At 51.4% G+C, this 26,592-nt stretch carries 23 protein-coding genes; 15 read left to right on the forward strand and 8 right to left on the reverse strand.

Annotated features, from left to right (window positions below):
• Positions 1 to 117 precede the first annotated feature (117 nt).
• The 5 genes from hsdR to NBA72_RS12520 all read left to right on the forward strand — a co-directional run bounded on the left by hsdR (position 118) and on the right by NBA72_RS12520 (position 8,126).
• Positions 118 to 3,627 carry a type I restriction-modification system endonuclease gene (gene hsdR / locus NBA72_RS12500; RefSeq protein WP_042947773.1) on the forward strand — a complete coding sequence of 1,170 codons (3,510 nt, stop codon included), beginning with the start codon at positions 118 to 120 and terminating at the stop codon, positions 3,625 to 3,627.
• Positions 3,628 to 3,820: 193 nt separating this feature from the next.
• Complete coding sequence (gene hsdM / locus NBA72_RS12505; RefSeq protein ID WP_042947774.1) at positions 3,821 to 5,410, forward strand: type I restriction-modification system methyltransferase; 1,590 nt, start codon at positions 3,821 to 3,823, stop codon at positions 5,408 to 5,410.
• Entirely contained in the window at positions 5,407 to 6,792 is a 1,386-nt protein-coding gene (locus NBA72_RS12510; RefSeq protein ID WP_042947775.1) for a restriction endonuclease subunit S, read from the forward strand. The genes hsdM and NBA72_RS12510 overlap by 4 nt, the downstream gene beginning before the upstream one ends.
• Positions 6,793 to 7,018: 226 nt before the next feature.
• Positions 7,019 to 7,351, forward strand: a complete 333-nt coding sequence (gene symE / locus NBA72_RS12515; RefSeq protein ID WP_042947776.1) for an endoribonuclease SymE — start codon at positions 7,019 to 7,021, stop codon at positions 7,349 to 7,351.
• 73 nt (positions 7,352 to 7,424) lie between these two features.
• Positions 7,425 to 8,126: a hypothetical protein gene (locus NBA72_RS12520; protein ID WP_042947777.1), complete on the forward strand. Its 702-nt coding sequence runs from the start codon at positions 7,425 to 7,427 to the stop codon at positions 8,124 to 8,126.
• 74 nt (positions 8,127 to 8,200) lie between these two features.
• Here the strand turns inward: NBA72_RS12520 and yjiS are convergent, their stop codons facing one another.
• Positions 8,201 to 8,365 carry a DUF1127 domain-containing protein YjiS gene (yjiS, locus tag NBA72_RS12525; protein ID WP_000397916.1) on the reverse strand — a complete coding sequence of 55 codons (165 nt, stop codon included), beginning with the start codon at positions 8,363 to 8,365 and terminating at the stop codon, positions 8,201 to 8,203.
• Between yjiS and NBA72_RS12530 the strand changes: the two genes are divergently transcribed.
• The gene (locus NBA72_RS12530) at positions 8,332 to 8,475 is read left to right on the forward strand and encodes a hypothetical protein (protein WP_001541460.1); all 144 of its coding nucleotides are present in this window, start codon (positions 8,332 to 8,334) and stop codon (positions 8,473 to 8,475) included. The two genes, yjiS and NBA72_RS12530, sit on opposite strands and share 34 nt — an antisense overlap.
• A 94-nt stretch (positions 8,476 to 8,569) precedes the next feature.
• Here the strand turns inward: NBA72_RS12530 and NBA72_RS12535 are convergent, their stop codons facing one another.
• Together NBA72_RS12535 and NBA72_RS12540 are read right to left on the reverse strand one after the other, a co-directional pair.
• Complete coding sequence (locus NBA72_RS12535; protein ID WP_042947779.1) at positions 8,570 to 9,940, reverse strand: NAD-dependent succinate-semialdehyde dehydrogenase; 1,371 nt, start codon at positions 9,938 to 9,940, stop codon at positions 8,570 to 8,572.
• A 180-nt stretch (positions 9,941 to 10,120) separates the two neighbouring features.
• Positions 10,121 to 11,074 (reverse strand): Rpn family recombination-promoting nuclease/putative transposase, encoded by a 954-nt coding sequence (locus NBA72_RS12540; RefSeq protein ID WP_000749996.1) that lies wholly within the window; start codon positions 11,072 to 11,074, stop codon positions 10,121 to 10,123.
• Positions 11,075 to 11,552: 478 nt separating this feature from the next.
• Between NBA72_RS12540 and mdtM the strand changes: the two genes are divergently transcribed.
• The 7 genes from mdtM to hypT all read left to right on the forward strand — a co-directional run bounded on the left by mdtM (position 11,553) and on the right by hypT (position 19,758).
• Entirely contained in the window at positions 11,553 to 12,794 is a 1,242-nt protein-coding gene (gene mdtM, locus NBA72_RS12545; RefSeq protein ID WP_001188918.1) for a multidrug efflux MFS transporter MdtM, read from the forward strand.
• 86 nt (positions 12,795 to 12,880) lie between these two features.
• A complete protein-coding gene (locus NBA72_RS12550; protein WP_001033033.1) occupies positions 12,881 to 14,152 on the forward strand; it encodes a DUF445 domain-containing protein in 1,272 nt (423 codons plus the stop codon).
• A 208-nt stretch (positions 14,153 to 14,360) separates the two neighbouring features.
• Positions 14,361 to 15,545: an MFS transporter gene (locus tag NBA72_RS12555; protein WP_000233266.1), complete on the forward strand. Its 1,185-nt coding sequence runs from the start codon at positions 14,361 to 14,363 to the stop codon at positions 15,543 to 15,545.
• Between the two features lie 871 nt (positions 15,546 to 16,416).
• Positions 16,417 to 17,088 (forward strand): nucleoside recognition domain-containing protein, encoded by a 672-nt coding sequence (locus tag NBA72_RS12560; RefSeq protein WP_000068752.1) that lies wholly within the window; start codon positions 16,417 to 16,419, stop codon positions 17,086 to 17,088.
• Positions 17,085 to 17,546 (forward strand): YjiG family protein, encoded by a 462-nt coding sequence (locus NBA72_RS12565; protein WP_000211979.1) that lies wholly within the window; start codon positions 17,085 to 17,087, stop codon positions 17,544 to 17,546. The genes NBA72_RS12560 and NBA72_RS12565 overlap by 4 nt, the downstream gene beginning before the upstream one ends.
• A 12-nt stretch (positions 17,547 to 17,558) precedes the next feature.
• Positions 17,559 to 18,731, forward strand: a complete 1,173-nt coding sequence (gene iadA / locus NBA72_RS12570) for a beta-aspartyl-peptidase (RefSeq protein ID WP_023194440.1) — start codon at positions 17,559 to 17,561, stop codon at positions 18,729 to 18,731.
• A gap of 118 nt (positions 18,732 to 18,849) precedes the next feature.
• On the forward strand, positions 18,850 to 19,758 hold the full coding sequence (gene hypT / locus NBA72_RS12575; protein WP_000383513.1) for a hypochlorite stress DNA-binding transcriptional regulator HypT: 909 nt from the start codon (positions 18,850 to 18,852) through the stop codon (positions 19,756 to 19,758).
• 5 nt (positions 19,759 to 19,763) lie between these two features.
• Here hypT and NBA72_RS12580 read toward each other — a convergent pair whose 3' ends face one another.
• Both NBA72_RS12580 and NBA72_RS12585 read right to left on the reverse strand, forming a co-directional pair.
• Complete coding sequence (locus NBA72_RS12580) at positions 19,764 to 20,498, reverse strand: aspartate/glutamate racemase family protein (RefSeq protein ID WP_000683247.1); 735 nt, start codon at positions 20,496 to 20,498, stop codon at positions 19,764 to 19,766.
• Positions 20,499 to 20,736: 238 nt separating this feature from the next.
• On the reverse strand, positions 20,737 to 21,267 hold the full coding sequence (locus NBA72_RS12585) for an Hcp family type VI secretion system effector (protein WP_000907671.1): 531 nt from the start codon (positions 21,265 to 21,267) through the stop codon (positions 20,737 to 20,739).
• A gap of 717 nt (positions 21,268 to 21,984) precedes the next feature.
• On the opposite strand from NBA72_RS12585, the gene trpS reads away from it, so the two are divergent.
• The gene (trpS, locus tag NBA72_RS12590) at positions 21,985 to 22,998 is read left to right on the forward strand and encodes a tryptophan--tRNA ligase (RefSeq protein WP_042947789.1); all 1,014 of its coding nucleotides are present in this window, start codon (positions 21,985 to 21,987) and stop codon (positions 22,996 to 22,998) included.
• On the opposite strand, the gene uxuR is transcribed toward trpS, so the two are convergent.
• The gene (gene uxuR, locus NBA72_RS12595; RefSeq protein ID WP_000841654.1) at positions 22,999 to 23,772 is read right to left on the reverse strand and encodes a Uxu operon transcriptional regulator; all 774 of its coding nucleotides are present in this window, start codon (positions 23,770 to 23,772) and stop codon (positions 22,999 to 23,001) included.
• A gap of 349 nt (positions 23,773 to 24,121) precedes the next feature.
• Between uxuR and NBA72_RS12600 the strand changes: the two genes are divergently transcribed.
• Entirely contained in the window at positions 24,122 to 24,796 is a 675-nt protein-coding gene (locus NBA72_RS12600; protein WP_042947792.1) for a dienelactone hydrolase family protein, read from the forward strand.
• Here the strand turns inward: NBA72_RS12600 and NBA72_RS12605 are convergent.
• On the reverse strand, positions 24,793 to 25,254 hold the full coding sequence (locus tag NBA72_RS12605) for a DUF302 domain-containing protein (RefSeq protein ID WP_001654330.1): 462 nt from the start codon (positions 25,252 to 25,254) through the stop codon (positions 24,793 to 24,795). The genes NBA72_RS12600 and NBA72_RS12605 overlap by 4 nt on opposite strands.
• A 204-nt stretch (positions 25,255 to 25,458) precedes the next feature.
• Positions 25,459 to 26,370 (reverse strand): STM4504/CBY_0614 family protein, encoded by a 912-nt coding sequence (locus tag NBA72_RS12610; protein WP_042947795.1) that lies wholly within the window; start codon positions 26,368 to 26,370, stop codon positions 25,459 to 25,461.
• Positions 26,371 to 26,592 lie beyond the last annotated feature (222 nt).

Raw genomic sequence — 26,592 nt, forward strand, 5'->3', positions numbered from 1 at the left:
GTTACTCTCTGATTGTTCGTTGATCACACACAATATGAAGTCTACCATGGGTCTGTTATTTTCCCTTTACGGCACAGGGTAATAACGTCTTCCCGCTCAGGAACCGGATAGATAAAAATGAACAAATCTAACTTCGACTTTCTCAAAGGCGTCAACGACTTCATTTACGCCATCGCCTGCGCGGCGGAAAACAACTATCCGGACGATCCTAATACCACTCTGATAAAAATGCGCATGTTTGGCGAAGCCACCGCGAAACATCTCGGCCAGTTGCTGGATATACCCGCCTGCGAAAACCAGCATGACCTGCTGCGCGAACTGGGCAAGATTGCGTTTATTGATGACAGCATCCTTTCTGTTTTCCATAAGCTGCGCCGTATCGGTAACCTGGCCGTCCACGAATTTCATAACGATCTGGACGATGCCCAGATGTGCCTGCGGCTCGGGTTCCGCCTCAGCGTCTGGTACTACCGGCTGGTGACCAAAGATTACGATTTCCCGGTGCCGATGTTTGTTCTGCCAGAACATGGCGAGAATCTTTATCACCAGGAAGTGCTGACGCTGAAACAACAGCTGGAACGCCAGGCGCAAGAAAAAGTACAAAGCCAGGCCGAGCTGGAAGCTCAGCAGCAAAGACTGGTTGCGCTCAACGGCTACATTGCCATCCTTGAGGGCAAACAGCAGGAAACCGAAGCCCAGACCAAAGCACGTCTGGCTGCGCTGGAGGCACAGCTTGCGGCAAAAGATGCCGAACTGGCGAAGCAAACCGAACAGGAACGTAAGGCCTATCACAAAGAGATCACCGATCAGGCTATTAAGCGCACGCTGAATCTCAGCGAAGAAGAGAGCCGCTTCCTGATCGACGCCCAGTTGCGTAAAGCGGGCTGGCAGGCCGACAGTAAAACGCTGCGCTTTGCCAAAGGCGCTCGCCCGGAACCCGGCGTCAATAAAGCGATTGCCGAATGGCCAACGGGTACAGATGAAACGGGAAAAACAGGCTTTGCCGATTACGTATTGTTCGTTGGCCTGAAGCCCATCGCTGTCGTTGAAGCGAAACGCAAAAATACCGATGTCTTCAGCAAACTCAACGAGTCTTACCGTTACAGTAAATACTTCGATAACGGATTTTTACGCGACACGCTGCTGGAGCACTACGCTCCCGACGAAGTGCATGACGCCGTGCCGGAGTATGAAATCAGTTGGCAGGACACCAGCGGTCAGCAGCGCTTTAAAATCCCCTTCTGCTACTCCACCAACGGACGCGAATACCGCGCAGCGATGAAGACCAAAAGCGGTATCTGGTATCGCGATATCCGCCACACCACCAATATGTCAAAAGCGCTGCCGGAATGGCATCGCCCGGAAGAGCTGGTCGCCATGCTGGGCAGCGATCCGCAGAAACAAAACCAGTGGTTTGCCGAAAACCCCGGAATGAGCGAACTCGGCCTGCGCTATTACCAGGAAGATGCCGTCCGCGCGGTGGAAAAAGCTATCGTTAACGGTCAGCAACACATCCTGCTGGCGATGGCGACCGGTACCGGTAAAACCCGTACCGCCATCGCCCTGATGTTCCGCTTGATCCAGTCGCAGCGTTTCAAGCGCGTGCTGTTTCTGGTCGACCGTCGCTCGCTCGGCGAGCAGGCGCTGGGATCGTTCGAAGACACGCGCATTAACGGCGACACCTTTAACAGCATTTTTGATATCAAAGGGTTAACCGACAAATTCCCGGAAGACAGCACCAAAATTCACGTCGCCACGGTGCAGTCACTGGTCAAGCGCACGCTGCAATCCGATGAACCGATGCCGGTTGGCCGCTACGACTGTATCGTGGTCGATGAAGCGCACCGTGGCTACATTCTCGATAAAGAGCAGACCGAAGGCGAGCTGCAGTTCCGTAGCCAGCTGGATTACGTTTCCGCCTACCGTCGCATTCTCGATCATTTCGACGCGGTAAAAATCGCCCTGACCGCCACGCCAGCGCTGCACACGGTGGATATTTTCGGCGAGCCGGTTTACCGCTACACCTACCGTACGGCGGTGATCGACGGTTACCTGATCGATCAGGATCCCCCTATTCAGATCGTCACCCGCAACGCACAGGACGGGGTCTATCTTTCCGAGGGTGAACAGGTGGAACGCCTGAACCCACAGGGCGAGCTGATCAACGACACGCTGGCCGACGATCAGGATTTTGAGGTCGCCGATTTTAACCGTGGCCTGGTGATCCCGGCGTTTAACCGCGCGGTATGCGGCGAGCTCACCAAATATCTGGATCCCACCGGGCAGCAAAAAACGCTGGTGTTCTGCGTCACCAACGCCCATGCCGATATGGTGGTCGACGAACTGCGTACCGCGTTTAAGAAAAAGTATCCGCAGCTTGAGCACGACGCGATCATCAAGATCACCGGCGATGCCGATAAAGACGCGAAGAAAGTGCAAAGCATGATCGTCCGCTTTAACAAAGAGCGGCTGCCCAATATCGTGGTCACCGTCGATCTGCTGACTACCGGCGTGGATATCCCGTCTATCTGCAATATCGTGTTTCTGCGCAAAGTCAAAAGCCGCATTCTCTACGAGCAGATGAAAGGACGCGCCACGCGTCTGTGCCCGTCAGTAGGGAAAACCAGCTTTAAGATTTTCGACTGCGTGGATATATACAGCTCGCTGGAAAGCGTCGATACCATGCGCCCGGTGGTCGTGCGTCCGCAGGTGGAGCTGCAAACGCTGGTCAACGAAATTACCGACTCAGAAACCTACAAAACTATCGAAGCGGATGGCCGCAGTTTTGCTGAACACAGCCATGAACAGCTGGTTGCTAAACTACAGCGGATCATCGGTCTTGCCACCTATAACCGTGACCGCAGCGAAGCGGTGGATAAGCAGGTCCGCCGTCTGGACGAACTGTGTCTGGACGCGGCAGGCGTCAACTTCGGCGGTCTGGCCTCGCGCCTGCGGGAAAAAGGGCCGCACTGGAGCGCCGAGATTTTCAATAAGCTTCCCGGCTTTATCGCCCGCCTCGAAAGGCTGAAAACCGATATCAACGCCCTGCGCGATGCCCCCATTTTCCTTGATATTGACGATGAGGTGGTGAGCGTCAAATCGCTGTACGGCGATTACGACACGCCGCAGGATTTCCTCGAAGCGTTTGATGCGCTGGTGCAGCACGCCCCTAACGCCCAGCCGGCGCTGCAGGCGGTGATCAATCGTCCGCGTGACCTCACCCGTAAAGGGCTGGTGGAATTGCAGGAGTGGTTTGACCGCCAGCATTTTGAAGAGTCCTCTCTGCGCAGCGCGTGGAAAGAAACACGCAATGAAGATATTGCCGCCCGCCTGATCGGCCATATCCGCCGCGCGGCGGTGGGCGATGCGCTCAAACCGTTCGACGAGCGTGTCGATCACGCGCTGGCGCGTATCAAAGGCGAGAACGACTGGAGCCCTGAGCAGCTAAGCTGGCTCGACCGTTTAGCGCAGGCGCTGAAAGAGAAAGTGGTGCTCGACGACGACGTCTTCAAAACCGGCAATTTCCACCGCCGCGGCGGTAAGCCCATGTTACAGCGCACCTTTGACGACAACCTCGACAGCGTGCTGGATAAGTTCAGCGATTATATCTGGGACGAGCTGGCTTAACGCGTATACACTTCATCCTTCAAGCTGCCTCCGCGTTGGCTGCGCTCATTCACCCCAGTCACGTACTTATGTACGCTCCTGGGGATTCATTCCCTTGCCGCCTTGATGCAACTTGAATGATTTTGTGTATATTACCCAACAATTTCTTCTTCTGCGGCCCCGATAAGGGCCGCTGTTTTACATGGGATCTTCAATGAACAATAACGATCTGGTCGCCAAACTGTGGAAACTGTGCGACAACCTGCGCGACGGCGGCGTCTCCTATCAAAACTACGTCAATGAACTCGCCTCGCTGCTGTTTTTGAAAATGTGCAAAGAAACCGGCCAGGAAGCGGACTACCTGCCGGAAGGCTACCGCTGGGATGACCTGAAATCGCGCATTGGCCAGGAGCAGTTGCAGTTTTACCGTAAAATGCTGGTGCATCTGGGGGAAGATAAGAAAAAACTGGTGCAGGCGGTATTTCATAATGTGAGTACAACCATCACTGAACCCAAACAGATAACAGAATTAGTCAGCAACATGGATTCGCTGGACTGGTACAGCGGTACACGCGGCAAGTCCCGCGACGACTTCGGCGATATGTACGAAGGGCTGCTGCAGAAGAACGCTAACGAAACCAAATCCGGCGCGGGCCAGTACTTCACCCCGCGTCCGCTGATCAAAACCATTATTCATCTGCTGAAGCCGCAGCCGCGTGAGGTGGTGCAGGACCCGGCTGCCGGGACCGCAGGTTTTTTGATTGAAGCCGACCGTTACGTGAAGTCGCAGACCAACGATCTGGATGACCTTGATGGCGACACCCAGGATTTCCAGATCCACCGCGCGTTTATCGGCCTCGAGCTGGTGCCCGGCACCCGTCGTCTGGCGCTGATGAACTGTCTGCTGCACGATATTGAAGGCAACCTCGACCACGGCGGCGCCATCCGTCTGGGCAACACCTTGGGCAGCGACGGCGAGAATTTACCGCAGGCCGATATCGTCGCCACCAACCCGCCGTTTGGCAGCGCCGCGGGCACCAACATTACCCGCACCTTCGTGCACCCGACCAGCAACAAACAGCTGTGCTTTATGCAGCATATTATTGAAACCCTGCGCCCCGGCGGCCGCGCGGCGGTGGTGGTGCCGGATAACGTGCTGTTTGAAGGCGGCAAGGGTACCGATATTCGTCGCGACCTGATGGACAAATGCCATCTGCACACCATCCTGCGCCTGCCGACCGGCATCTTTTACGCTCAGGGCGTCAAAACCAACGTGCTGTTCTTTACCAAAGGCACGGTCGCCAATCCGCATCAGGATAAAAACTGCACCAACGATGTGTGGGTGTATGACCTGCGTACCAATATGCCGAGCTTTGGCAAGCGCACGCCGTTTACCGAACAGCACCTGCAACCGTTTGAAACCGTCTATGGTGAAGATCCGCACGGCTTAAGCCCGCGCGCCGAAGGCGAGTGGAGCTTTAATGCCGAAGAGAGCGAAGTCGCCGACAGCGAAGAGAACAAGAACACCGACCAGCACCAGGCCACCAGCCGCTGGCGCAAGTTCAGCCGCGAGTGGATCCGCAGCGCAAAATCCGATTCGCTGGATATCTCCTGGCTGAAGGATAAAGACAGCATCGACGCCGACAACCTGCCGGAGCCGGACGTGCTGGCGGCAGAGGCGATGGGTGAGCTGGTGCAGGCGCTGGGCGAGTTGGATGCATTGATGCGCGAGCTGGGTGCGGGCGATGAAGCCGATGCTCAGCGTCAGTTGCTGAATGAAGCGTTTGGCGAGGTGAAGGCATGAGTGGGGGGAAATTGCCGGAGGGGTGGGGTAAAACAGTAATAGGTGATATTGCCGACGTTATCTCAGGTGGTACTCCAAAATCAGGGATTGCAGAAAATTTCGCCCCCTCTGGTGAAGGTATTGCCTGGCTAACGCCAGCAGACCTGAGCGGATATAAAAAGAAGTTCATTTCTCATGGAGCCCGAGATTTATCTACAGAGGGATATTCATCCTGTTCAGCAAAATTGATGCCAGCAGGAGCGATACTGTTTAGCAGCAGGGCCCCCATAGGCTACGTTGCGGTTGCATCAAATGAGATTTCAACTAATCAGGGATTCAAAAGTTTCGTTTTTACAAATGATATTTATCCCGATTATGCTTATTACTATCTCCGTAATATCAGGCATCTTGCGGAAGAAATGGGAACGGGTACAACATTTAAAGAAATCTCGGGTAGTGCAGCTAAAACACTTCCCTTCGTGATGGCCCCGCTCGCTGAACAAAAAATCATCGCCGAAAAACTCGATACGCTGCTGGCGCAGGTAGACAGCACCAAAGCACGTCTTGAGCAAATCCCACAAATCCTGAAACGTTTTCGTCAGGCTGTGCTGGCTGCGGCAATGAGAGGAGAACTGACTGAAATATGGAGAGCTCGTAATTCATTTAATCTTTCATTGCAAAAATATTATGAATTAACGAAAGGACAAAAATTAAAAGCCAAAAATATCTCTGAGCCTTGTGAGGAGAAGACGTGGTTACGTTGTAATATCGGGCATATTTTTAATGTTAAATCAGGTGATGGCCTTACAGCGAAAGAAATGAATGCCTCAGGAGATATCCCTGTTTACGGAGGCAATGGTATTACAGGTTACCATGATAAATATAACACTGAAGAACCAATCATTGTTATTGGTAGAGTGGGATATTATTGTGGTTCAGTTCATTTGACTCCTGAAAAATCGTGGATAACTGATAACGCATTACTTGTTGATTTTAACAGGGAATTGATTGCAAAACAGTTCGCGTATTGGCTACTTAAGGCTACAAATTTAAGGGTGGATACATCCTCCTCAGCTCAACCTGTTATAAGTGGAACAAAAATATATTCTATAGAAATAGTTATTCCTCCGATTGAAGAACAACACGAAATCGTCCGCCGCGTCGAACAACTCTTCGCCTGGGCCGACACCATTGAAAAGCAGGTCAACAACGCCCTGACCCGCGTCAACAGCCTCACCCAGTCGATCCTGGCGAAGGCCTTCCGCGGCGAGCTGACCGCCCAGTGGCGTGCGGAAAACCCTGAACTTATCAGCGGTGAAAACAGCGCCGCCGCCCTGCTGGAAAAAATTAAGGCCGAACGCGCCGCCAGCGGCGGTAAAAAAACCTCGCGTAAAAAAGCCTGACCTTTATTTTCAAGCGCACCTTCCCGGTGCGCTTTTTATTATTCTCCCGCCATCATAATCATCAAGAATATATCCAGTTCCTTCCTGAACTTTCCCATTACTGTCAATTTTCAGCTGGACTTTTCTTTTATTTACTGATGTTATGTACAGGTATTTAGCGCGATATGGCCGTGCGGGAACACGGCCATATCGCTCATCACAATCACTATTTTAGGGAATAGCCATCATGACTACCGTCCATTCTATTGCAGATCCGTGCGATCCAGAAGTCTCCCCAACAAATAACCGTCACCTTACCGTGAGTTATGCGAGTCGTTATCCGGATTATACCCGCATTCCCGCCCTCACCATGAAGGGCCAGTGGCTGGAAGCCGCCGGTTTCGCCACCGGTACCGAGGTGGATGTGAGGGTGATGAACGGCTGTATTGTGCTAACGGCACAGCAGCCGCAACCAGAAGAAAGCGAGTTGATGCAGTCGCTGCGCCAGGTGAGCAAGCTATCGACGCGTAAGCAAAAGCAGGTGCAGGCGTTTATCGACGTGATGGCAGGTTCTAAGTAAACGCATAAAATAAGCTGGCAAAGAACCCTTGCCAGCTTTAATGATAATTCATATCAATGAGTGAAGGAAAATCATGCGGCTAAAAGTAAAAGAAAACATTACGCTTTGGAGAAATGAAGGTTTAATTGCTTATGTCGCCCTTGGATTTCTATGTACTTTTTTTATGGAGGTCAACGCTCTATTACCATACTATCTTCAGCAAAGTATATTTTTCGAAACGCTGATGAGCTACATGGCCTTCAATACGTTATTTTCGCTTGCTTTATCTGAGATTTTTTTTGCGATGTTGGTAGTTATTTGTCATAACACTAAACTGGAAAAGCTCACAAATAGTATTTTGCAAGAGTTGCATAAAAGAATTATGCAAGGTTCTTTCATTATATCCTTCTTATCTTTCGGAATATCTCTATTTTGTATGATGGCATTCTGTATTGGTTCGCTGATAATAAATAATAATTACTATGGAAAACATGCCATAAATTTTGCTTACCCATTTGTTTTATTTCTATCCTTCCCTTATCTTATACATAAATGTATAACAATCCTGTGTACTCAATTAAAAGGATTTCCCAAAAGCAAAATTCATGCAGCCATAATAATGTTACTGATAATTGCAGCCGCCATTATCATTCCATGCATATTTAACAAAAAAGAAAAAATGACTATAACCATTGATAAGGAAAAATATCATGCAATTGAGCAAAAAACTAAGGTAAAACCAGAAAAATATATTGAGAAAAAGATTAATGATATTAATATTAATGATATAAAATAGTGAGCACGCATAACATAAGGGCATAGTAATATATCATAAAATCCTTTAACTACTATTGCCCTTGAATAGATCCACTATTCCACATCCTTCTTTTCCAACCCAATATCCCTTAACTGTTCGTCACTCATTCGCCGCAGCGCCTGACAGGCCCGCTTACGCAGCCACCACCTTTTTAGCGCCCGTCTGAGCTGCACAAAGCCAATAAATGGTTGTCTGGGGCGGTTCTCGTAAAATTCCATACCGACCTCCGCATAGAACAGAAAATGCGGGCATCATGAATGTCTGTACAAACAATATCGGGATAAAAAGCACGGTTAGTGCAACGTGGATAAATAAGGAGGGCGATTGAGGGTGTTTTGTTCGCTTATTTCGTTCTGATTTAAGATCTGCGTCCTTCGCTGCAAAAAGCCAGGCCCCTCCCGTTTTCAGAGGGGCAACAGGGATTAGCGGCGCACCACTACCAGCTTCTGGTTCACAAACTCCTTAATCCCCAGATCCGATAGCTCGCGTCCGAAGCCCGAACGCTTAACGCCGCCGAACGGCAGCTCCGCTGCGGTGTCGGTCAGCCAGTTGATATAAACCATCCCGGTTTCAATCCGGGAGGCCATGCGTTTAGCGCGTTCGACATTCTGACTAAACACCGCGCCGCCCAGACCGTAGTGGGAATCGTTGGCGAGTTTTACCGCCTCGTCATCGTCTTTCACCACATACATCTGCGCCACCGGGCCGAAGAACTCTTCAAAGTACGCCGGGTTGTCACGCGTAATGTGGGTCAGAATGGTCGGCTCAAAGAAGTTGCCTTTGCTTTCCAGCGGCTTGCCGCCAACGTGCAGCGTCGCGCCATTTTTCACCGCTTCCTCGACCTGTCTGGTCAGTGTATCCAGAGCATCTTTCGATGACAGCGGCCCCAGTTCGGTAGAAGCGTCCATCTGATCCCCCACCTTCACCTTCCTGAATGCCTCGGTGAACTGGCTGAGGAATTGATCGGCGATTTTCTCATGCAGGATAAAGCGCTTCGCCGCCGTACATACCTGCCCTGCATTAGTGAGTCGTGCCTGCACGCCAATTTTCACCGCTTTCTCAAGATCGGCATCGTCCAGCACGACGAACACATCGTTCCCGCCCAGTTCCAGCGTCGATTTTTTAATGTGCTTCGCCGCCTGTGCCGCCACGGCGCTCCCCGCTTTTTCAGATCCGGTCAGCGCCGCGCCCTGCACGCGCGGGTCGGCGATGATGTTCGCCACCTGATCGGAGGAAATAAACAGGTTGGTCCATGCGCCATCCGGCGCGCCAGCTTCACGCACCAGATGGGCAAATGTCTCGGCGCAGTGCGGTACGATGCTGGCATGTTTCGCCAGCACCGGGTTACCAGCGGCCAGGTTCGGCGCCAGCACACGCATCAACTGATAGTACGGGAAGTTCCACGGCTCAACGGCCATGATGACGCCAATCGGATGATGTTCTACCCACGCGTCGCCAAACTCGGTTTTATAAGGCACCGGGGCAAGAAACTGCTTCGCGTTATCCGCATAATAGCGAGCGATCTGCGCACACAGTTTGACTTCGCCACGGCTCTGCTCGATGAGCTTGCCCATCTCCTGGCTGGCGATTTTTGCCAGTTCTTCAACACGGCTGTCGATCAAGTCAGCCAGCTTATGCAGTACCGGCAGACGTTGGTCAATCTCTCCTTTGGACCAGTCGGAGTGATAGAGCGCGTCAGCTTTTTGCAGCGCGGCTTCAATATCCGCGTCCGTGTGCGGGGGATACTCTTTAATGAGCTGATTATTGGCAGGATTCACTGTCTGGTAAGCCATATCACATGTCTCCTTGTTATCGTCATTAAGGCAGCCGTAAATGCCGCTCAGAACAATAAGGGTAGTAGAGATGGCTGGCGCTATCGGTAAAGTTCGGTATATTCGTGCGGTTATCAGCGATAATTATAGAGAGCGTTGCCCGGCGGGCACCGGGCCTGCAACATTCAGACTGGAACCGCGTTAGTGGCTAACATCCTGAAGCTCTTCAGCCGTAAGGCCGGTGAACCGCTGGACAGTCTCGCGGTCAAGTCCGTCCGCCAGCATCTGTCTGGCGATACGCAATGCGGCAACGCGCTGACCTTTTTCCAGCCCTTTTTCTAATCCTTCCTCCAGACCGACCTGTCTTCCTTGCCGTTCCCCTTTTCTGCGATCCGCTGCGCGGATCCTCTCTATCAGCGTCATCAGTCTCTCCTTAGTGTGCGGGACATGCCCTACCACATCACGAATAAACGTGGTGAAACGAGGCGTATGTCCGTGCTGAATCATAAGATAATTAAACAGCGCTTTAAGCTGCCTGTCATTAGCGCAACCAGTAACTAACAGCGAAGCAATCCGTTCAACCAGTCCCAGCAGGTCCCGCTGGCGGATATGTTTTTGGATGAGCTCCAGCAGCGCAATGCGGCGGTGCTGCATAATGTCATCATCCGATACCACCGTAATATCGACCAGCGGAAAGGCAGCGGCATAGAGTCTTCTTGCCACTTCCGGGTTCGCAAACTCATCCAGCCAGCACAGCGAAAAAGGATACGGGCTATCAACACCGTGATAAAACAGCATCGGCACCACCAGCGGAAGATGCTTATGCCCCGCATCCAGATGCTGTTGCATTGCCGCCATCGCATACCGCATCAGCCGAAACGCCATATGCGCATCCGGCGTACTCTGATGTTCAATCACGACATAGATATAACCGTCGCCCTCGCGCGTTTTCAGCGACCAAAGCACATCGGAATAATAGGCTCGCAGATTTTTTTCAATAAAACTGCCGGGCTCCAGCTTTAGCGTCCGCAGGTCGCAAAGCTGGCGTAACGACACCGGCAGATGAATCTCCATAAAATCGCGGGCGGTTTCCGGGTGGCGCAAAAAGGTTTTAAACACCGCATCATGCGGTGTTGAGGTCGTCGATTTTTTCATGGCGCTCCGTCACCCCAAACCAGGATGCTGCGACTCTACCTCCTGAAAATTCCTTTCTCATCCGTACCTTTTCAGCATTGCGAGGCGCGACGGAAGATAAATCCTGTTATCTGTAATGCACATGCATTTTCGGAACTGAACACGCAAAATGCCAGTCTGCGCGCCCTGCCTTTATCTTTATTAACCAGACAAACTCTTTTGATTAACATCAAAATTTAATTACACTTAATGTGTATATTTTCCGTGCAACGTAAATTTCCCGAGGTGTGATGTGCTGATTGTTATCTGTAATCGCCACACGTTCTGACGAGATTCAGAACGCGTCTCTTCCTGTCTGTGTTTTCATCGGCAGCGTTTTTGATTACATGAAATTCAGTACATCCGCAGCCGCTGTTTCCATCGCCTGCCTGACGTCACGATGACGGTATTGAGTTTCGCTGTCCCATCATGGGGTTCTCCGACATGGAGCGCATTTTTTATGCAACGGATTATTCAGTTTTTCTCCCAACGCGCCACAACGTTATTTTTCCCGATGGCGCTGATTTTGTACGATTTTGCCGCCTATCTGACGACGGATCTGATTCAGCCTGGCATCATTAACGTCGTGCGCGATTTTAATGCTGACGTCAGTCTTGCGCCGGCCTCGGTCAGTCTCTATCTGGCGGGAGGAATGGCGTTGCAATGGCTTCTGGGGCCGCTATCCGACAGGATTGGCCGCCGGCCAGTGCTGATCGCAGGGGCATTAATTTTTACTCTCGCCTGCGCGGCAACGCTGTTGACGACCTCAATGACGCAGTTTCTGGTTGCCCGTTTTGTGCAGGGCACCAGCATTTGCTTTATCGCAACGGTCGGCTACGTCACGGTACAGGAGGCCTTCGGTCAAACCAAAGCCATTAAGCTGATGGCGATTATTACCTCCATTGTGCTGGTCGCTCCGGTTATCGGCCCGCTCTCCGGCGCCGCGCTGATGCACTTCGTTCACTGGAAGGTGCTGTTCGGTATTATTGCGGTGATGGGACTGTTGGCGTTGTGCGGCCTGCTGCTGGCGATGCCAGAAACGGTGCAACGCGGCGCGGTGCCGTTCAGTGCGGTGAGCGTACTGCGCGATTTTCGTAATGTGTTTCGCAACCCGATTTTTCTCACCGGGGCGGCGACGCTGTCGTTGAGCTATATCCCGATGATGAGCTGGGTGGCGGTGTCGCCGGTGATCCTGATCGATGCCGGCGGGATGAGTACTTCGCAATTCGCCTGGGCGCAGGTGCCCGTATTCGGCGCGGTGATCGTGGCCAATATGATCGTTGTGCGCCTGGTGAAAGATCCAACCCGACCGCGTTTTATCTGGCGCGCCGTACCAATCCAGTTAAGCGGGCTGGCGACATTGCTTCTCGGTAATCTTCTTCTGCCGCACGTCTGGCTTTGGTCTGTGCTGGGCACCAGCCTGTACGCGTTCGGCATTGGCATGATTTTCCCGACGCTGTTTCGCTTCACGCTTTTCTCCAACAACTTGCCAAAAGGGACGGTTTCGGCCTCGCTGAACATGGTGATTCTGACGGTGATGGCGGTGTCGGTCGAAGTTGGCCGCTGGCTGTGGTTTCACGGCGGGAGACTGCCGTTTCACCTGCTGGCAGCGGTGGCCGGGGTGATTGTGGTCTTCACCCTGGCGACATTATTACAGCGCGTGCGCCAGCATGAGGCGGCAGAACTGGCCGCTGAGAAGTAACTACTCTGCCGGATAGAGGCTTATCCGGCACAGGATAACCTGATGTTTTTTGCACGTTCCTGCCGTCTGGCTCTATCCTTAACCCTATGAATAAAATCGCCGAACTCAAACGCGCCAAACGCCTGGCGCTCTCACTGTTGCTGATAGCCGCCGCGACGTTTGTAACCACGCTTTTCCTGCCGCCCAGTTTTTGGGTGCTGGGCGTAAAAGCTATTGCCGAAGCGGCGATGGTTGGCGCGCTGGCGGACTGGTTTGCCGTGGTGGCGCTGTTTCGCCGTATTCCCATTCCGTTTATTTCACGACATACGGCGATTATTCCCCGTAATAAAGATCGAATCGGCGAAAATCTTGGGCAATTTGTGCAGGAGAAGTTCCTTGATACGCAGTCGCTGATCGCGCTAATCCGCCGCCATGAACCTGCGCTGCTTATCGGAAACTGGTTCAGCCAGCCGGACAACGCCAGCCGGGTCGGGCAGCATCTGCTGCAAATTATGAGCGGCTTTCTGGAACTGACCGATGACGCCCGTATTCAGCGGCTGCTCAAGCGAGCGGTACATAAAGCGATTGATAAAGTGGATCTTTCCGGCACCAGCGCCCTGATGCTGGAAAGCATGACCAAAAACGATCGTCACCAGGTGTTACTCGATACGCTGATCGCCCAGCTTATCGCCCTGTTACAGCGTGACAGTTCCCGAACATTTATCGCCAGACAGATCATACGCTGGCTGGAGACCGAGCATCCGTTAAAAGCGAAGATTCTGCCGACCGAATGGCTGGGAGAACACAGCGCTGAACTGGTCTCCGACGCGGTAAATTCTCTGCTGGATGATATCAGTCACGACCGCGCGCATCAGATTCGTCATGCCTTCGATCGCGCGACGTATAAGCTGATCGATAAACTTAAACATGATCCGGAAATGGCTGCCCGGGCAGAAAACATTAAAAGTTACCTGAAGGAAGATGAGGCGTTTAACCGTTATCTCGGCGAGATCTGGGCGGATCTACGCCAGTGGTTAAAAACAGATATCAACGCCGAAGACTCGAAGGTAAAGCAGCGCATCGCTCATGCCGGACAATGGTTTGGCGAGACGCTGATCGCCGACGACGCATTACGCGCCTCGCTTAACGGTCATCTGGAACAGGCCGCGCACCGCGTCGCACCGGAATTCGCCGCCTTCCTGACGCGCCACATCAGCGATACCGTAAAAGGCTGGGATGCGCGCGATATGTCGCAGCAGATTGAGCTTAATATCGGTAAAGATTTGCAGTTTATCCGCGTGAACGGTACGCTGGTCGGCGGCGCTATCGGTCTGGTGTTATATTTACTGTCGCAAATACCGGCACTGCTCAGTATTTAACGCCGTTCTCGTTCAGATTAACTGCCAAACCCCGCACGTGGGAGGCATTAATTTAATGCCATTTCCCACCGATGCCCCTCTTCTCAATCCGTTATTCGCCTGCGCTTCACTTTCTTTTCTTGCAAATTTGAAACATTAATTTTACTTTTTATTATCATTTACAACAACAATTCGGCATTCCTGCCTTACTTTAGCAAAGAGAAAAACCATGGTTCATGCTCAGAGCGCTTCACCTCGCCATCCCATTTTTACGGCGCTTTTCGGTATGATGGTATTGACGCTGGGGATGGGAGTTGGCCGCTTTCTGTATACGCCCATGCTGCCGGTAATGCTGGCGGAAAAGCAGCTAACGTTTAACCAACTCTCCTGGATTGCCAGCGCCAATTATGCAGGGTACCTGGCGGGAAGCTTACTGTTTTCCTTTGGCCTTTTTCATCTCCCCTCTCGTCTACGCCCCATGCTGCTGGCTTCGGCGGTCGCCACCGGTATTCTTATTCTGTCTATGGCGATATTTACTCAGCCCGCGGTCGTCATGTTGGTGCGCTTCCTGGCAGGTGTCGCGAGCGCGGGAATGATGATTTTTGGATCAATGATTGTGTTGCATCATACCCGCCATCCGTTTGTTATCGCCGCGCTCTTTTCCGGCGTCGGGGCCGGGATTGCACTGGGCAACGAATATGTCATTGGCGGTTTACATTATGCGCTTTCGGCCCATTCGCTATGGCTGGGGGCCGGGGCGCTCGCCGGTATATTACTATTAATTGTGGCAATGTTGATTCCCCCCCGCGCTCATGCGCTGCCGCCTGCGCCCTTAGCAAGAATCGAAAATCAGCCTATGCCCTGGTGGCAACTGGCGCTGTTGTACGGTTTCGCCGGATTCGGCTACATCATTGTCGCTACCTATTTGCCGCTGATGGCGAAAAGCGCGGGCTCTCCACTACTCACGGCGCACCTTTGGTCGTTAGTCGGCCTGGCGATCATTCCCGGCTGCTTCGGCTGGCTGTGGGCGGCAAAACATTGGGGTGTCCTGCCATGCCTGACCGCGAATCTGTTGATCCAGAGCGCCTGCGTGCTGCTGTCTCTCGCCAGCGACTCGTTGTTGCTGTTAATACTGAGCAGTATTGGTTTTGGCGCCACGTTTATGGGCACAACCTCGCTGGTGATGCCGCTTGCCCGACAACTCAGCGCGCCGGGTAATATTAATTTGTTAGGCCTGGTGACGCTAACGTATGGTATTGGGCAAATTCTCGGTCCGCTCGCCGCCAGTCTGTCAGGCAATGGCGCGTCGGCAATTATCAACGCCACGCTTTGCGGCGCCGCGGCGCTCTTTTTTGCCGCGCTGATCAGCGCCGCGCAGCAGATAAAACAAAAACGGTTTGTGATACGTGAATAAGCGGTAGAGTAAACCCGCGCTATCCGCACCGGGTTGTATCTTTAATGCTATTCGCGGCGCAATGCGGAGCTGTTTTTAATAGCACATCCTCAACACGTTATTTCAAGGTAAAGATGCCACTAAAAACTATACTTATTCTATGGTTTTTAGTGTTATCAATCTGCCTATTATTTTATATACCCTTCCTACTTCAAGTGGCTTCTGTGTTGGCTACGGATTACCCGGCCCATCCATGGGCCTCGCCCTGACGGGCCGTTGCTCACCCCAGTTACATCGTTATCTATGCTCCTGTGGACTCACTCCCTTGCCGCCTTTAAGCAACTCGAATTATTTTGGCTATATATTCCATTATGATGATTATCGCTCCCTCTCAAATCATCACAATTATAAATAAATCACATCATGAAATTAATTCGATTATTCGTTTTTTATTACCTGCCCGTAGGATTCTTAGGGCGCAAGCTGACCCATCAACGGCTACTGACCTGACCGTGACAATTCCTCTTAAGGCGTGAAAAATTACAATAAAAAAGTAAAATTTAGGTTAAAAAATCCTATTTTTTAACAACGATAATTAAGTGGCGTGAAATTGACTAACGTCAAATTTATTTCTCCTTTTTCCTGCTCCCGGCTCCGGCCTGCGCCAACACCTGTTTCTTTGCTTTTTTACCTCGCGTTATACCGTCCACGGTTCCCCGCGCCTCCGGCAGTAGCGAGGATGGTGATTTTTCGCGCTACTATGCAAGAAACGCATAGCACGATACATACTTGCATTTTGTCCTTACCCTTATGGCTGATAAGGTCTTTCTGTTTCGGGCTTTTTGGCCTGTGGCTACAACCAACACATCATCAAAAAAATTCGGGGATCGCTATGGCGCAACAAGTGGACGGGGCGGCCATGCCGCTTGATACAGAAAAGGTCGGGATAAAGGGATACCTGGCGTTTTTTCTCACCATTATTTTCTTTTCCGGCGTATTTTCCGGAAGCGAAGGCTGGTGGCGCGTTTTTGATTTTACCGTACTCAACGGGTCATTCGGTCATGTGACCGGTACGCAGACCTTTCGTGGCGCGGGCGGAACGGGCGCGAAAGATGGCTTCCTTTTTGCGCTGGAGCTGGCACCGTCGGTTATCCTTTCTCTGGGTATCATCGCGATTACGGATGGACTGGGCGGTCTGCGGGCGGCGCAGCAACTGATGACGCCCATCCTGAAACCGTTGCTTGGCATTCCCGGCATTTGCTCACTGGCGCTGATCGCCAACCTGCAAAATACCGACGCCGCGGCGGGTATGACCAAAGAACTGGCGCAGGAAGGCGAAATCACTGAACGCGATAAAGTGATTTTTGCCGCCTGGCAGACCAGCGGCAGCGCTATTATCACCAACTATTTCTCCTCCGGCGTTGCGGTATTCGCCTTTCTGGGGACGTCAGTCATCATTCCGCTGGTGGTCATTCTGCTATTCAAATTTATCGGCGCAAACCTTTTGCGCGTCTGGATTAACATCGAAGAACGCCGTCACCCTGCGCAAGGAGCCCAATCATGACGACTCAGGTACGTAAGAATGTCATGGATATGTTTATCGATGGCGCACGCCGCGGTTTTACCATCGCCACGACCAACCTGTTACCCAATGTGGTCATGGCATTTGTCATTATTCAGGCGCTGAAAATTACCGGTCTGCTCGACTGGGTAGGCCATATCTGCCAGCCCGTGATGGCGTTGTGGGGGCTTCCCGGCGAAGCGGCTACGGTGCTTCTGGCTTCGCTGATGAGTATGGGCGGCGCCGTTGGCGTGGCGGCCAGTCTGGCTACCGCCGGCGCGCTAAGCGGCCACGATGTTACCGTACTACTGCCAGCCATTTACCTGATGGGAAACCCGGTACAGAATGTCGGCCGCTGTCTCGGTACTGCCGAAGTCAACGCCAAATATTACCCGCATATTATCGCAGTCTGCGCCATCAATGCGCTGCTGTCGATCTGGGTCATGCAGCTTATTGTTTAATAAGGAGTTATCATGCCTGATTTATCCGCCGCGGAGTTTACCTTATTACAGGGTGCGCACCTGTTTGCGCCAGAAGACCGGGGCATCTGCGATGTTCTACTCGCGAATGGCAAAATTATTGCCGTCGGCGCTGACATCCCCGGCGATATCGTACCGGACTGTACGGTGATTAATCTTAGCGGTCGTATGCTGTGCCCGGGCTTTATCGACCAACACGTTCATCTGATCGGCGGCGGCGGCGAAGCGGGGCCGACGACGCGGACGCCGGAAGTCTCCCTGAGCCGCCTGACGGAAGCCGGGATAACAACGGTCGTCGGCCTGCTTGGCACCGACTCCGTCAGCCGTCATCCCGCGTCGCTGTTAGCCAAAACGCGAGCGCTAAATGAGGAGGGGATCACCGCCTGGATGCTCACGGGCGCTTATCACGTTCCGTCGCCGACCATTACTGGCTCGGTAGAAAAAGACGTCGCGCTGATCGATCGCGTCATTGGCGTGAAATGCGCAGTCTCCGACCACCGTTCCGCCGCGCCCGGCGGGAATCAACTCGCCAGCATGGCCGCCGAATCACGCGTTGGCGGCCTGCTGGGCGGTAAACCCGGTGTCAGCGTTTTCCATATGGGCAGCAGCAAAAAAGGGTTACAGCCGCTGTATGACATCCTGGAAAACAGCGACGTGCCGATCGGTAAACTACTGCCTACCCACGTCAACCGTAGCGAATCGCTTTTCGAGCAGGCGCTGGCGTTTGCGCTTAAAGGCGGCGTGATCGACATTACCACCAGTATCCCGGATCCCGTCGCGCCGGCGGAGGGCATTGCCAGAGCGGTAAAAGCCGGCGTCCCGCTTTCCCGGGTGACGCTCAGTTCAGACGGCAACGGCAGCCAGCCGCTATTTGACGCTGCCGGAAATCTGACGGGCATCGGCGTCGCGGGCTTCGAAAGTTTGCTGGAGACGTTGCAGACGCTGGTTAACCACTACGGATTCAGCCTGACCGATGCTCTGCGTCCGCTGACGACCAGCGTAGCCGCCTTCCTCAGTCTGGACGGCAAAGGCGAAATCCGTCCCGGTAACGATGCGGATCTGCTTGTCTTTAGCGAAGATTTACGCATTGAGCAGGTGTATGCGCGCGGCAAACGCATGGTCAATGAGGGGAAAGCCTGCGTAAAAGGTACCTTTGAACCGGCGTAATTCCCGCTAGTTTCAGGCTGCCCCATCACGGCATTCTGAAAGAGGACGGGATAAGCGGTTGTCAGCCGCCCGAATGGACGTAGAATGCCCCTTCGGGCGGCTGACAGGATAACGGTAAATGGATGTAACTGGAGCAGGTTTGCACAATATTGAGACAAAATGGTTATATGATTTTCTGACGCTGGAAAAGTGCCGCAATTTCTCTCAGGCCGCCATTATCCGCAACGTATCGCAACCCGCTTTTAGCCGGCGGATTCGCGCCCTGGAACATGCCGTGGGCGTTGAACTGTTTAACCGACAGGTCTCGCCGCTACAGCTTTCCGAACAGGGTAAAATCTTTCACTCCCAGGTTCGCCACCTGTTACAGCAACTGGAAAGTAATCTGACCGAACTGCGCGGCGGCAGCGATTATACGCTGCGTAAAATCAAGATTGCCGCCGCCCACTCGCTCTCCCTCGGCCTGTTGCCGACCATCGTTAAGCAGATGCCGACGCAGTTTACCTACGCCGTTGAGGCGATAGATGTCGACCAGGCGGTGGATATGTTACGTGAGGGACAAAGCGATTTTATCTTTTCTTATCACGATGAAAACCTGCAACAAGCGCCGTTTGATAACATCCGCCTGTTTGAGTCGAGACTGTTTCCGGTTTGCGCCAGCAATGGCCGGGGCGAGCCGCGCTATACGCTTGAGCAGCCGCACTTTCCCCTGCTTAATTACAGTCAGAACTCCTATATGGGCCGGCTGATAAATCGAACCCTGACTCGCCATGCTGAACTGAGTTTCAGTACATTTTTCGTCTCTTCGATGAGTGAATTGTTAAAACAGGTTGCGATGGACGGCTGCGGAATCGCCTGGTTGCCCGAGTATGCTATCCGTCAGGAGATTACCGACGGACGCCTGATAGTGCTTGATGCCGACGAACTGGTTATTCCGATCCAGGCTTATGCTTATCGCATGAATACCCGCATGAGTCAGGTAGCCGAAACATTTTGGCGCGACCTGCGTGGGCTTCAGGCCGCGCTGTAAACACCTCAGGCGGTAAGGCGTTGTTCCCCGGTCAAAGAGGCGCGGGTGTCCGGCCAGGACTCATACCAACGAATCGCCGCGCGCACCAGCGACGCTGTGGAATCAATCATCGGGCACGCTATCGCGCGTTCATGTCCGGCCACAATAAGCGGAATTTCGGTACACCCCATAATAATTGCCTGAGCGCCACGGGCAATAAGGCTATCGATTTGCGGCAGCAGCAGCGCTTGCGCCGCAGTTTTATCGCCACGTTTAAGCGTATAAATAGCCTGCATTACCAACGCCTGCCCCGCGTCTTCTGGCTGAATTAGCGTCAGCCCCCGCGCCAGCGCTTTCTTTTGATATAGCCCGGTCGCCAGCGTCGCATTGGTCGCCAGCAGACCAACGTGCCGCGCCGATGGCGGAATATCCCCCAGGGTGGCGTCCAGGATGCTGATCATTCGCGCTTTCGCGACGTTCTGTAAATCATCAAACCAATAATGCGCAGTGTTGCATGGGATAACGATACACTCTGCCCCGGCGTCTTCCAGCATATGCAGATAACGCTCCAGATAACGGTATGGCGAAGGCCCGCCGGATAACAGACATGCTGTACGATCGGGAATATCAGGGATAGAGCTGACAATGAGCGGGATGTGTTGTTGATCACAACTGGCATGTCGCAATTCAACAAATTTTTCCAACATATCCGCCGTTGCCGCAGGTCCCATCCCCCCCAGTATCCCAATGGTGTGTTTCATCGCTTTTCCCGCTTATTTACGTCAAGGTCAGAAACACACTATCAACTTGATGTGTATATAAAAAATGCCGTTTTATTAGCGGCTATGCGTAAAAATCATAACGGGTGTAAGGGCCATGCGTTATCGCCTTTTCAGGCAATCGATTGGTTACATGAGCGCTCACCAGCCTTCGCAAGCCGCTAAATGCCATTTCGCTATACAGCATCGCCCACTGCGAGTCCGCAAGCTTGTTTTGTCCTCATCGCCACAGCGCCTGTCGGTGAAGAGGCCGCCGTGTTTTGCTTTTCGACGCTAATGCGGGAATATCCCAGCGAATATGGCTATAAACCAAATCCACGGTCTCCGTGGCGCTGCCTTCGGCGTCGCCATGATTGCTCATGCGTGAAATTCGCACATTGGTGAGAGTATAAATAATAAATGGCAGCATTGCGCCCTTATCACGACGGCATAATGTCAGCACGCCTTCTTTCACCGTTTTCCCGTTACAATAGTGCTCATAGAGGCCTGGTGTAGCAAGATCGACTGGCTTTGTCAGCGTCAACCCTCCAATATATGTCCCTCTCGCTTCGCCGGACTCCCGTTTTGTCGGGTTGTGGTTGTAAGCAATAAGTTTTATTTGGTTTTCAAAACCTTTGATCCGGCTTTCGCCTTCAATACCGTCCAGTTTTAAATAGATGGCGTCCATCCCCCCTCCGTGATTATCATGCGGCAAAGCAGGCTGACAAGGACGGAACGCCAACAATGAAAGAACGTTCCATTTTCCAGCCATTTCGTTGGTGTCTCTGTATACCAGATTAAATACCGACAATCTGCTATAACTGGATTCTTGCTAAATACCTTCTGCCATCAACAATCCATTTTACAATAGCGCTACTGACCTGAAATCTATTACGCCAGGCATTCAAGCATCGTTTCCTGAATAACCATAGCCGCTATAAGAACCATATCAAAAAAGAAATATCAATATCATTTCTTATTTTTATCCGAGAAATTACTTAATTACACCGAATCGGAATATAGACAATTCTTATTCCTTTTCACATCAATGGGTTTTTTAGACTTTTGTCATATCGAAAACAACCATTCCAATAGAACATATTTACTATGTGAATATATTTAATGTTTTTATCGCGCGCAGTGTTATCACAGTAATAAATGATTTGCATCAAAAATGCGCCTTTCAGCGCCACGTATTTTTGGGCAGCAAATTATAAAATCGCGTTTCAAAGTCAGTAACATGTTCTCTGTTCAGGCGATATGACTTTATGCCCGGACGACACGCCAGCCGCTTTACCCTTACGTTTAGTCGTGATACGTTAGATCACATGAACACGAAACGATCCAACGCTACGCAACGTCATCTCCGCTGGTGGCTGCCTTCCTGAAGGCGGCACGGATCACTATCCCTTTTTAAGTAGCCGCCGAAAGGCGGCTACTGCGTTTCGGGACGTCTTTCGGCTTTACAGTAAGCATAAAGGAGTCCTTAATGAACACCCTTCCCATCATTCTGACTGGCGATCGCCCTACCGGCTCGCTGCACCTCGGCCATTATGTCGGTTCACTGCGCCAGCGCGTCGCGCTACAGCAGGATCACCAACAGTATGTCCTGATTGCCGACCTGCAGGGACTCACCGATAACGGCAGTAATCCGCAAAAAATCCGCGATAATATTCCGCAAGTGTTAGCTGACTATCTGGCCGTCGGCATCGATCCCACGCTGACGACGATCTGCCTGCAATCCGCGTTACCCGCCCTCGCTGAATTAACGGTGCTGTATATGAATATTGTTACCGTCGCCCGGGTGGAGCGTAATCCTACGGTAAAAAATGAGATTGCCCAAAAAGGCTTTACCCGTTCCCTGCCGGTCGGGTTCATGGCGTATCCCATTAGCCAGGCGGCAGATATCACCGCCTTTAAGGCCGAAATGGTACCGGTTGGCGACGACCAATTGCCCATGATTGAGCAAACGAATGAGATCGTTCATAAGATGAATAGTCTTTTCTCCTCGCCGGTATTGCGACCCTGTCAGGCGCTCCTGAGCGATACGGGTCGTCTGCCCGGCATTGACGGCAGCGCCAAGATGTCGAAATCGCTCGGCAATACCCTGCTTCTTTCCGCCAGCGAAGAGACCATCCACCGTGCGGTCAGCGCGATGTACACCGATCCCAATCATTTAAAAATTAGCGATCCGGGAAAAATAGAAGGTAACGTCGTCTTTACGTGGCTGGATGCGTTCCATCCGGATAAAGCCAAAGTCGCGGCGATGAAAGCACATTATCAACAAGGCGGATTAGGCGACCGTGCCTGTAAAAATGAGCTGGAGACCTGCCTGCAAGAACTGATCGCGCCAATACGCGAACGGCGGGCAACCTTTATTGCGGATAAGGGAATGCTAATGGAATTGCTGAAAAAAGGTAGCGAGCGGGCGCATGAGGTCACTCAAAAGACGCTACAGGAAGTAAAACGTGGACTGGGCCTGCCCACGCTATTCCAGGTATAATCAGGCATCAACGTTGTCCAGCGGCCATGACTCAAACAGATAGCCATCAAAGTAGATGTCATCAACATTGGAAAACTCCAGCAGACGCTGCTTCACGTTTTCCAGGTGCTGCCACATCGCCAGCTTCGCTGCGCGGGCGTCTTTCTTAATTAACGCCGCGAGGATCTGCTTATGATCGACCAGCCACTCCTTACGGTAAAGCGTATCGCCCAGATGGCTATGAAGCTGGAGCCACATCGGATTATTTTCACGCCATTGCCAGGACTGACGGAAGAGCTCTACCAACATACTGTTATGGGTCGCTTCGGCAATGGCCAGATGAAACTGCATATCGCCGCTTTCTGAGCCGCCCGGCGCGCTGGAGGCGAGCTCTCGCTCTTCCAGTTGTAACGCCTGGCGCATTTTAATGATGTCTTCGCGGGTGGCCTGCAGAGCGGCAAATTCAGCGATATTGCTTTCCAGCAACTGACGCGCCTGTAACAGTTCAAACGGCCCGGCGTCATTACAGTGATTGACGTCAGCGCCTTCCATCTCGTTATTATCCGCACTGTCGAGCACGTAGATCCCGGCGCCGCGGCGGACTTCAACCAGACCTTTAATTTCCAGCATGATCAGCGCTTCACGCACGACGGTACGCGTCACATTGAGCCTCTCAGCGATCTCTCTTTCCGGCGGCAAGCGCTCCCCGGGGCGGTACGGCGTCTGCACAATCAGATCCCGTATCATTGCGCCCACTTCCTGGTAAGGTCTTTGCTGAGAAGTGTTTGATTTCATATTGGTCGTGCCCGTCCGATGCGATTTCCCGGTATCAGACTATAGCATTTGTAAAGAGGGATAGCACGCGTAGCACACCAAAAACGCGAAACTGGTCAACCAACAAAACAATAATGCGCCCCGTTTCGTTAGTGAAGCCAGATGAAAGGAAAGGCAGTAGACAATACACGACTGATGTTCCACCTTTAGCCCTGATGCCTGAATATGAACAGCATATTGGTTTACCAATATAAAATTTATCAACCAAAAATTACGCCATAAAATGTGTCTGTACATTGACAGGAACAACGCCTCTGACATAGCGTGATCGGCGAAAATCCAGCCGCTCTCTTTGTATCAAGAACGCGTTATGATAAAAGACACCGTGTTTTTCGCCCCAGGCGTATCCGGGGGAAGCAACGCCTCCAGTCTGTCGAGCCGCCATCGCCGGGCAGCGATTATTCTGCATGAAATTTATGGTATTAACGCTCATATCCAACGCGCAGGCCATGAATGGATGACGCGCGGATTCGACATCTATATTCCCGCGCTGTTTCCTCACCATACCCCCTTTCGCTATGAACAGCAGGAGGAGGCTTACCGTCACTTTTCAGCAAATGTCGGCTTTGATCCCGCCGTCGTTACCACGTTACTCCACGATCTCAGAACGCAGTATGAGACGTTAATCGTCATAGGATATAGCGTCGGCGCAACGCTCGCATGGCTAAGTGCAGCCAGTGGGTTATGCGATGGCGTCATTTGCTATTACGGTTCCCGTATACGCCAGTACCTTCATCTTGCGCCTCTCTGTCCGACACTGGTTATTATCGCGCGTTATGAGCCGGCGTTTGATCCCCTCGCCATGCGACAGACGCTGGAAAAGCGCCCCCGGGTGCAGTGTAAAATGTACGATGCGCGGCACGGGTTCTGTGATGCTGATAGCGCCACGTTCGATGCCGCCCTGTCGCATCAGGTAATGGACGATGTGAGCGCATTTATTCGCGACATCACCCGTGCAAACACATCGCCCGATTTTCAGCTTTAGTGGAGACTTTTTTCAACGAGCTGTTCCAGTTTTTTCAAAGCCTGTATGTCTGCGGCATCAAGACCATAACGTTGCAGCGTTTCAGCGGGATGATAACTGACTAACGTTCGCCCATCGGCTTGCTGGCTAATGAGCACCCGAAACGGTAAATCCAGCGCCAGTTCGGGATGCGCCAGCATGAGAGGCGTTCCGCCTTTAGGATTGCCAAAGACCAGAACCGTTGTCGGCGGCATTTTCAGGTTAACATTCTGTGCCGCTCTGGCATGATCAAATTCCCCAAATAACACCAGACCGTGATCGGCGACAGCGTGCATCAACCGCGCTCGGGTCTGCAAATAGTCATAAGCGCTGTAGGTTTTAACCATGGTTATCGCTCCATCCTCCGTTGCAAAGCCAGGCCTTATTAAGATTAACATCAGGGTTACTGCCAATAAAAAAGGCTTTAAAATAGTGCTCATTCTTCTCTCTCCCTGACCCAATACCCATGAGTAAATGCGACACAGATGATATGCAGTTTAAAAATCAGTCATCGTACTGTACCCCTTATTATTGCACTGAACAGCTCATCACTAAAAAAACAGACGGCAGAACAAAAAATTCCGACGTCTGAACAAATTTAAATAACGATGATCCAGTCTGACTGAGCGACAGCGCGATCATTATTATGGCGCGACACTGTCTTCTTCAGCCCGCTGGGTAAGAAAAAATATACTCCGCTCAGTAAGATAATAAATACTACAGGCCAACTCTTCAGAGATACGGAGCATCATTGCGTAGTGATGATGCGATTTTTCTTGCGCCATCGGCAGAAATATTTCTGACTCCAGCACGTCACTTAAAAAATGAAATTTATGTACATATTCAGCAGATATAACGCCTCTCGCCATCAGATTAGCCATTAGTGTATTTAAACTATCTTGTTCATGATACACGATACCTTTTCTCTCATGAATTCTGAGAAGAACGCTTCTGAAGGCTGCATGACATTCCTTTACGACACAGGAAAAATCATTAAGCATCAGGCGATTATACGCTTCCATAAGATCATATTCGACAAAGCCATACTCTCCAGGAGAGTACAAATAATAACATATGTTTTTAAGCCGTTTTATTCTGCGCAACCTTACAATTCTACCATTTTCATATCGATATTTTAAACTATGCTCATGAAATATATTATTTAATTCACTAATCGCCTTATCCGGTTCTAACCCAAGCGTAACTTCATAGGTTCGAAGGTAGTTATCTATATAGTTAAAAGCAAGCTCAATGGTATCAATATGCTTTCTTTTATCATCTGTTTTTAATAACAGATTACTCATTTCATCCAGATATGACGTTGAATGCGCATATAAGGTGAATAATCCATACTCTTTGCGCAACGTTTTACATATTCTTCGATAAACTTCGTCAGAATGACTATTATGATAGCAGTATAATGTCATATCATAAAAAGAGGAGCAATTTCCTAGCGTATTGATAATCAATAAGATTATTTGCTCGCGTATTTCTAACGGAATATCGTCATATAACAGATCGCTATGCCTTAGTGAGTATGGTCTAAAGGTGTGCATTCCTCCCCCTGTAACCGCAACAGAAAAAATTACGCTATAGATAGCGTCACATTACTCTAATTCAGTGGTTCAGGTATTAATATAAGCTCAACAGTGAGTCATTTTTTCTTATTTTTTAATGGTGTTGAGTGAATATTTACATTAAATATAAATGATAAGCAAAGTAAAGAGGCTTGCGTAATTATGATGCTACTGACAAAGAGACCAGGGTCTTCGTATCGG

It is taken from the genome of Salmonella sp. NW1250, from assembly GCF_051812965.1.
Classification (GTDB): domain Bacteria; phylum Pseudomonadota; class Gammaproteobacteria; order Enterobacterales; family Enterobacteriaceae; genus Salmonella; species Salmonella enterica.

What these genes read in the sequence shown, in the direction of transcription:
- NBA72_RS12510 (WP_042947775.1), top strand. Translation starts at nt 5,407, where the DNA reads ATGAGTGGGGGGAAATTGCCGGAGGGGTGGGGTAAAACAGTAATAGGT.
- yjiS (WP_000397916.1), bottom strand. Translation starts at nt 8,365, where the DNA reads ATGGAATTTTACGAGAACCGCCCCAGACAACCATTTATTGGCTTTGTG.
- NBA72_RS12550 (WP_001033033.1), top strand. Translation starts at nt 12,881, where the DNA reads ATGAATAAAATCGCCGAACTCAAACGCGCCAAACGCCTGGCGCTCTCA.
- hsdM (WP_042947774.1), top strand. Translation starts at nt 3,821, where the DNA reads ATGAACAATAACGATCTGGTCGCCAAACTGTGGAAACTGTGCGACAAC.
- trpS (WP_042947789.1), top strand. Translation starts at nt 21,985, where the DNA reads ATGAACACCCTTCCCATCATTCTGACTGGCGATCGCCCTACCGGCTCG.
- NBA72_RS12555 (WP_000233266.1), top strand. Translation starts at nt 14,361, where the DNA reads ATGGTTCATGCTCAGAGCGCTTCACCTCGCCATCCCATTTTTACGGCG.
- hsdR (WP_042947773.1), top strand. Translation starts at nt 118, where the DNA reads ATGAACAAATCTAACTTCGACTTTCTCAAAGGCGTCAACGACTTCATT.
- NBA72_RS12535 (WP_042947779.1), bottom strand. Translation starts at nt 9,940, where the DNA reads ATGGCTTACCAGACAGTGAATCCTGCCAATAATCAGCTCATTAAAGAG.
- hypT (WP_000383513.1), top strand. Translation starts at nt 18,850, where the DNA reads ATGGATGTAACTGGAGCAGGTTTGCACAATATTGAGACAAAATGGTTA.
- NBA72_RS12520 (WP_042947777.1), top strand. Translation starts at nt 7,425, where the DNA reads ATGCGGCTAAAAGTAAAAGAAAACATTACGCTTTGGAGAAATGAAGGT.
- NBA72_RS12605 (WP_001654330.1), bottom strand. Translation starts at nt 25,254, where the DNA reads ATGAGCACTATTTTAAAGCCTTTTTTATTGGCAGTAACCCTGATGTTA.
- NBA72_RS12610 (WP_042947795.1), bottom strand. Translation starts at nt 26,370, where the DNA reads ATGCACACCTTTAGACCATACTCACTAAGGCATAGCGATCTGTTATAT.
- mdtM (WP_001188918.1), top strand. Translation starts at nt 11,553, where the DNA reads ATGCAACGGATTATTCAGTTTTTCTCCCAACGCGCCACAACGTTATTT.
- iadA (WP_023194440.1), top strand. Translation starts at nt 17,559, where the DNA reads ATGCCTGATTTATCCGCCGCGGAGTTTACCTTATTACAGGGTGCGCAC.
- NBA72_RS12530 (WP_001541460.1), top strand. Translation starts at nt 8,332, where the DNA reads ATGGTTGTCTGGGGCGGTTCTCGTAAAATTCCATACCGACCTCCGCAT.
- uxuR (WP_000841654.1), bottom strand. Translation starts at nt 23,772, where the DNA reads ATGAAATCAAACACTTCTCAGCAAAGACCTTACCAGGAAGTGGGCGCA.
- NBA72_RS12600 (WP_042947792.1), top strand. Translation starts at nt 24,122, where the DNA reads ATGATAAAAGACACCGTGTTTTTCGCCCCAGGCGTATCCGGGGGAAGC.
- NBA72_RS12560 (WP_000068752.1), top strand. Translation starts at nt 16,417, where the DNA reads ATGGCGCAACAAGTGGACGGGGCGGCCATGCCGCTTGATACAGAAAAG.
- symE (WP_042947776.1), top strand. Translation starts at nt 7,019, where the DNA reads ATGACTACCGTCCATTCTATTGCAGATCCGTGCGATCCAGAAGTCTCC.
- NBA72_RS12585 (WP_000907671.1), bottom strand. Translation starts at nt 21,267, where the DNA reads ATGGCTGGAAAATGGAACGTTCTTTCATTGTTGGCGTTCCGTCCTTGT.
- NBA72_RS12580 (WP_000683247.1), bottom strand. Translation starts at nt 20,498, where the DNA reads ATGAAACACACCATTGGGATACTGGGGGGGATGGGACCTGCGGCAACG.
- NBA72_RS12565 (WP_000211979.1), top strand. Translation starts at nt 17,085, where the DNA reads ATGACGACTCAGGTACGTAAGAATGTCATGGATATGTTTATCGATGGC.
- NBA72_RS12540 (WP_000749996.1), bottom strand. Translation starts at nt 11,074, where the DNA reads ATGAAAAAATCGACGACCTCAACACCGCATGATGCGGTGTTTAAAACC.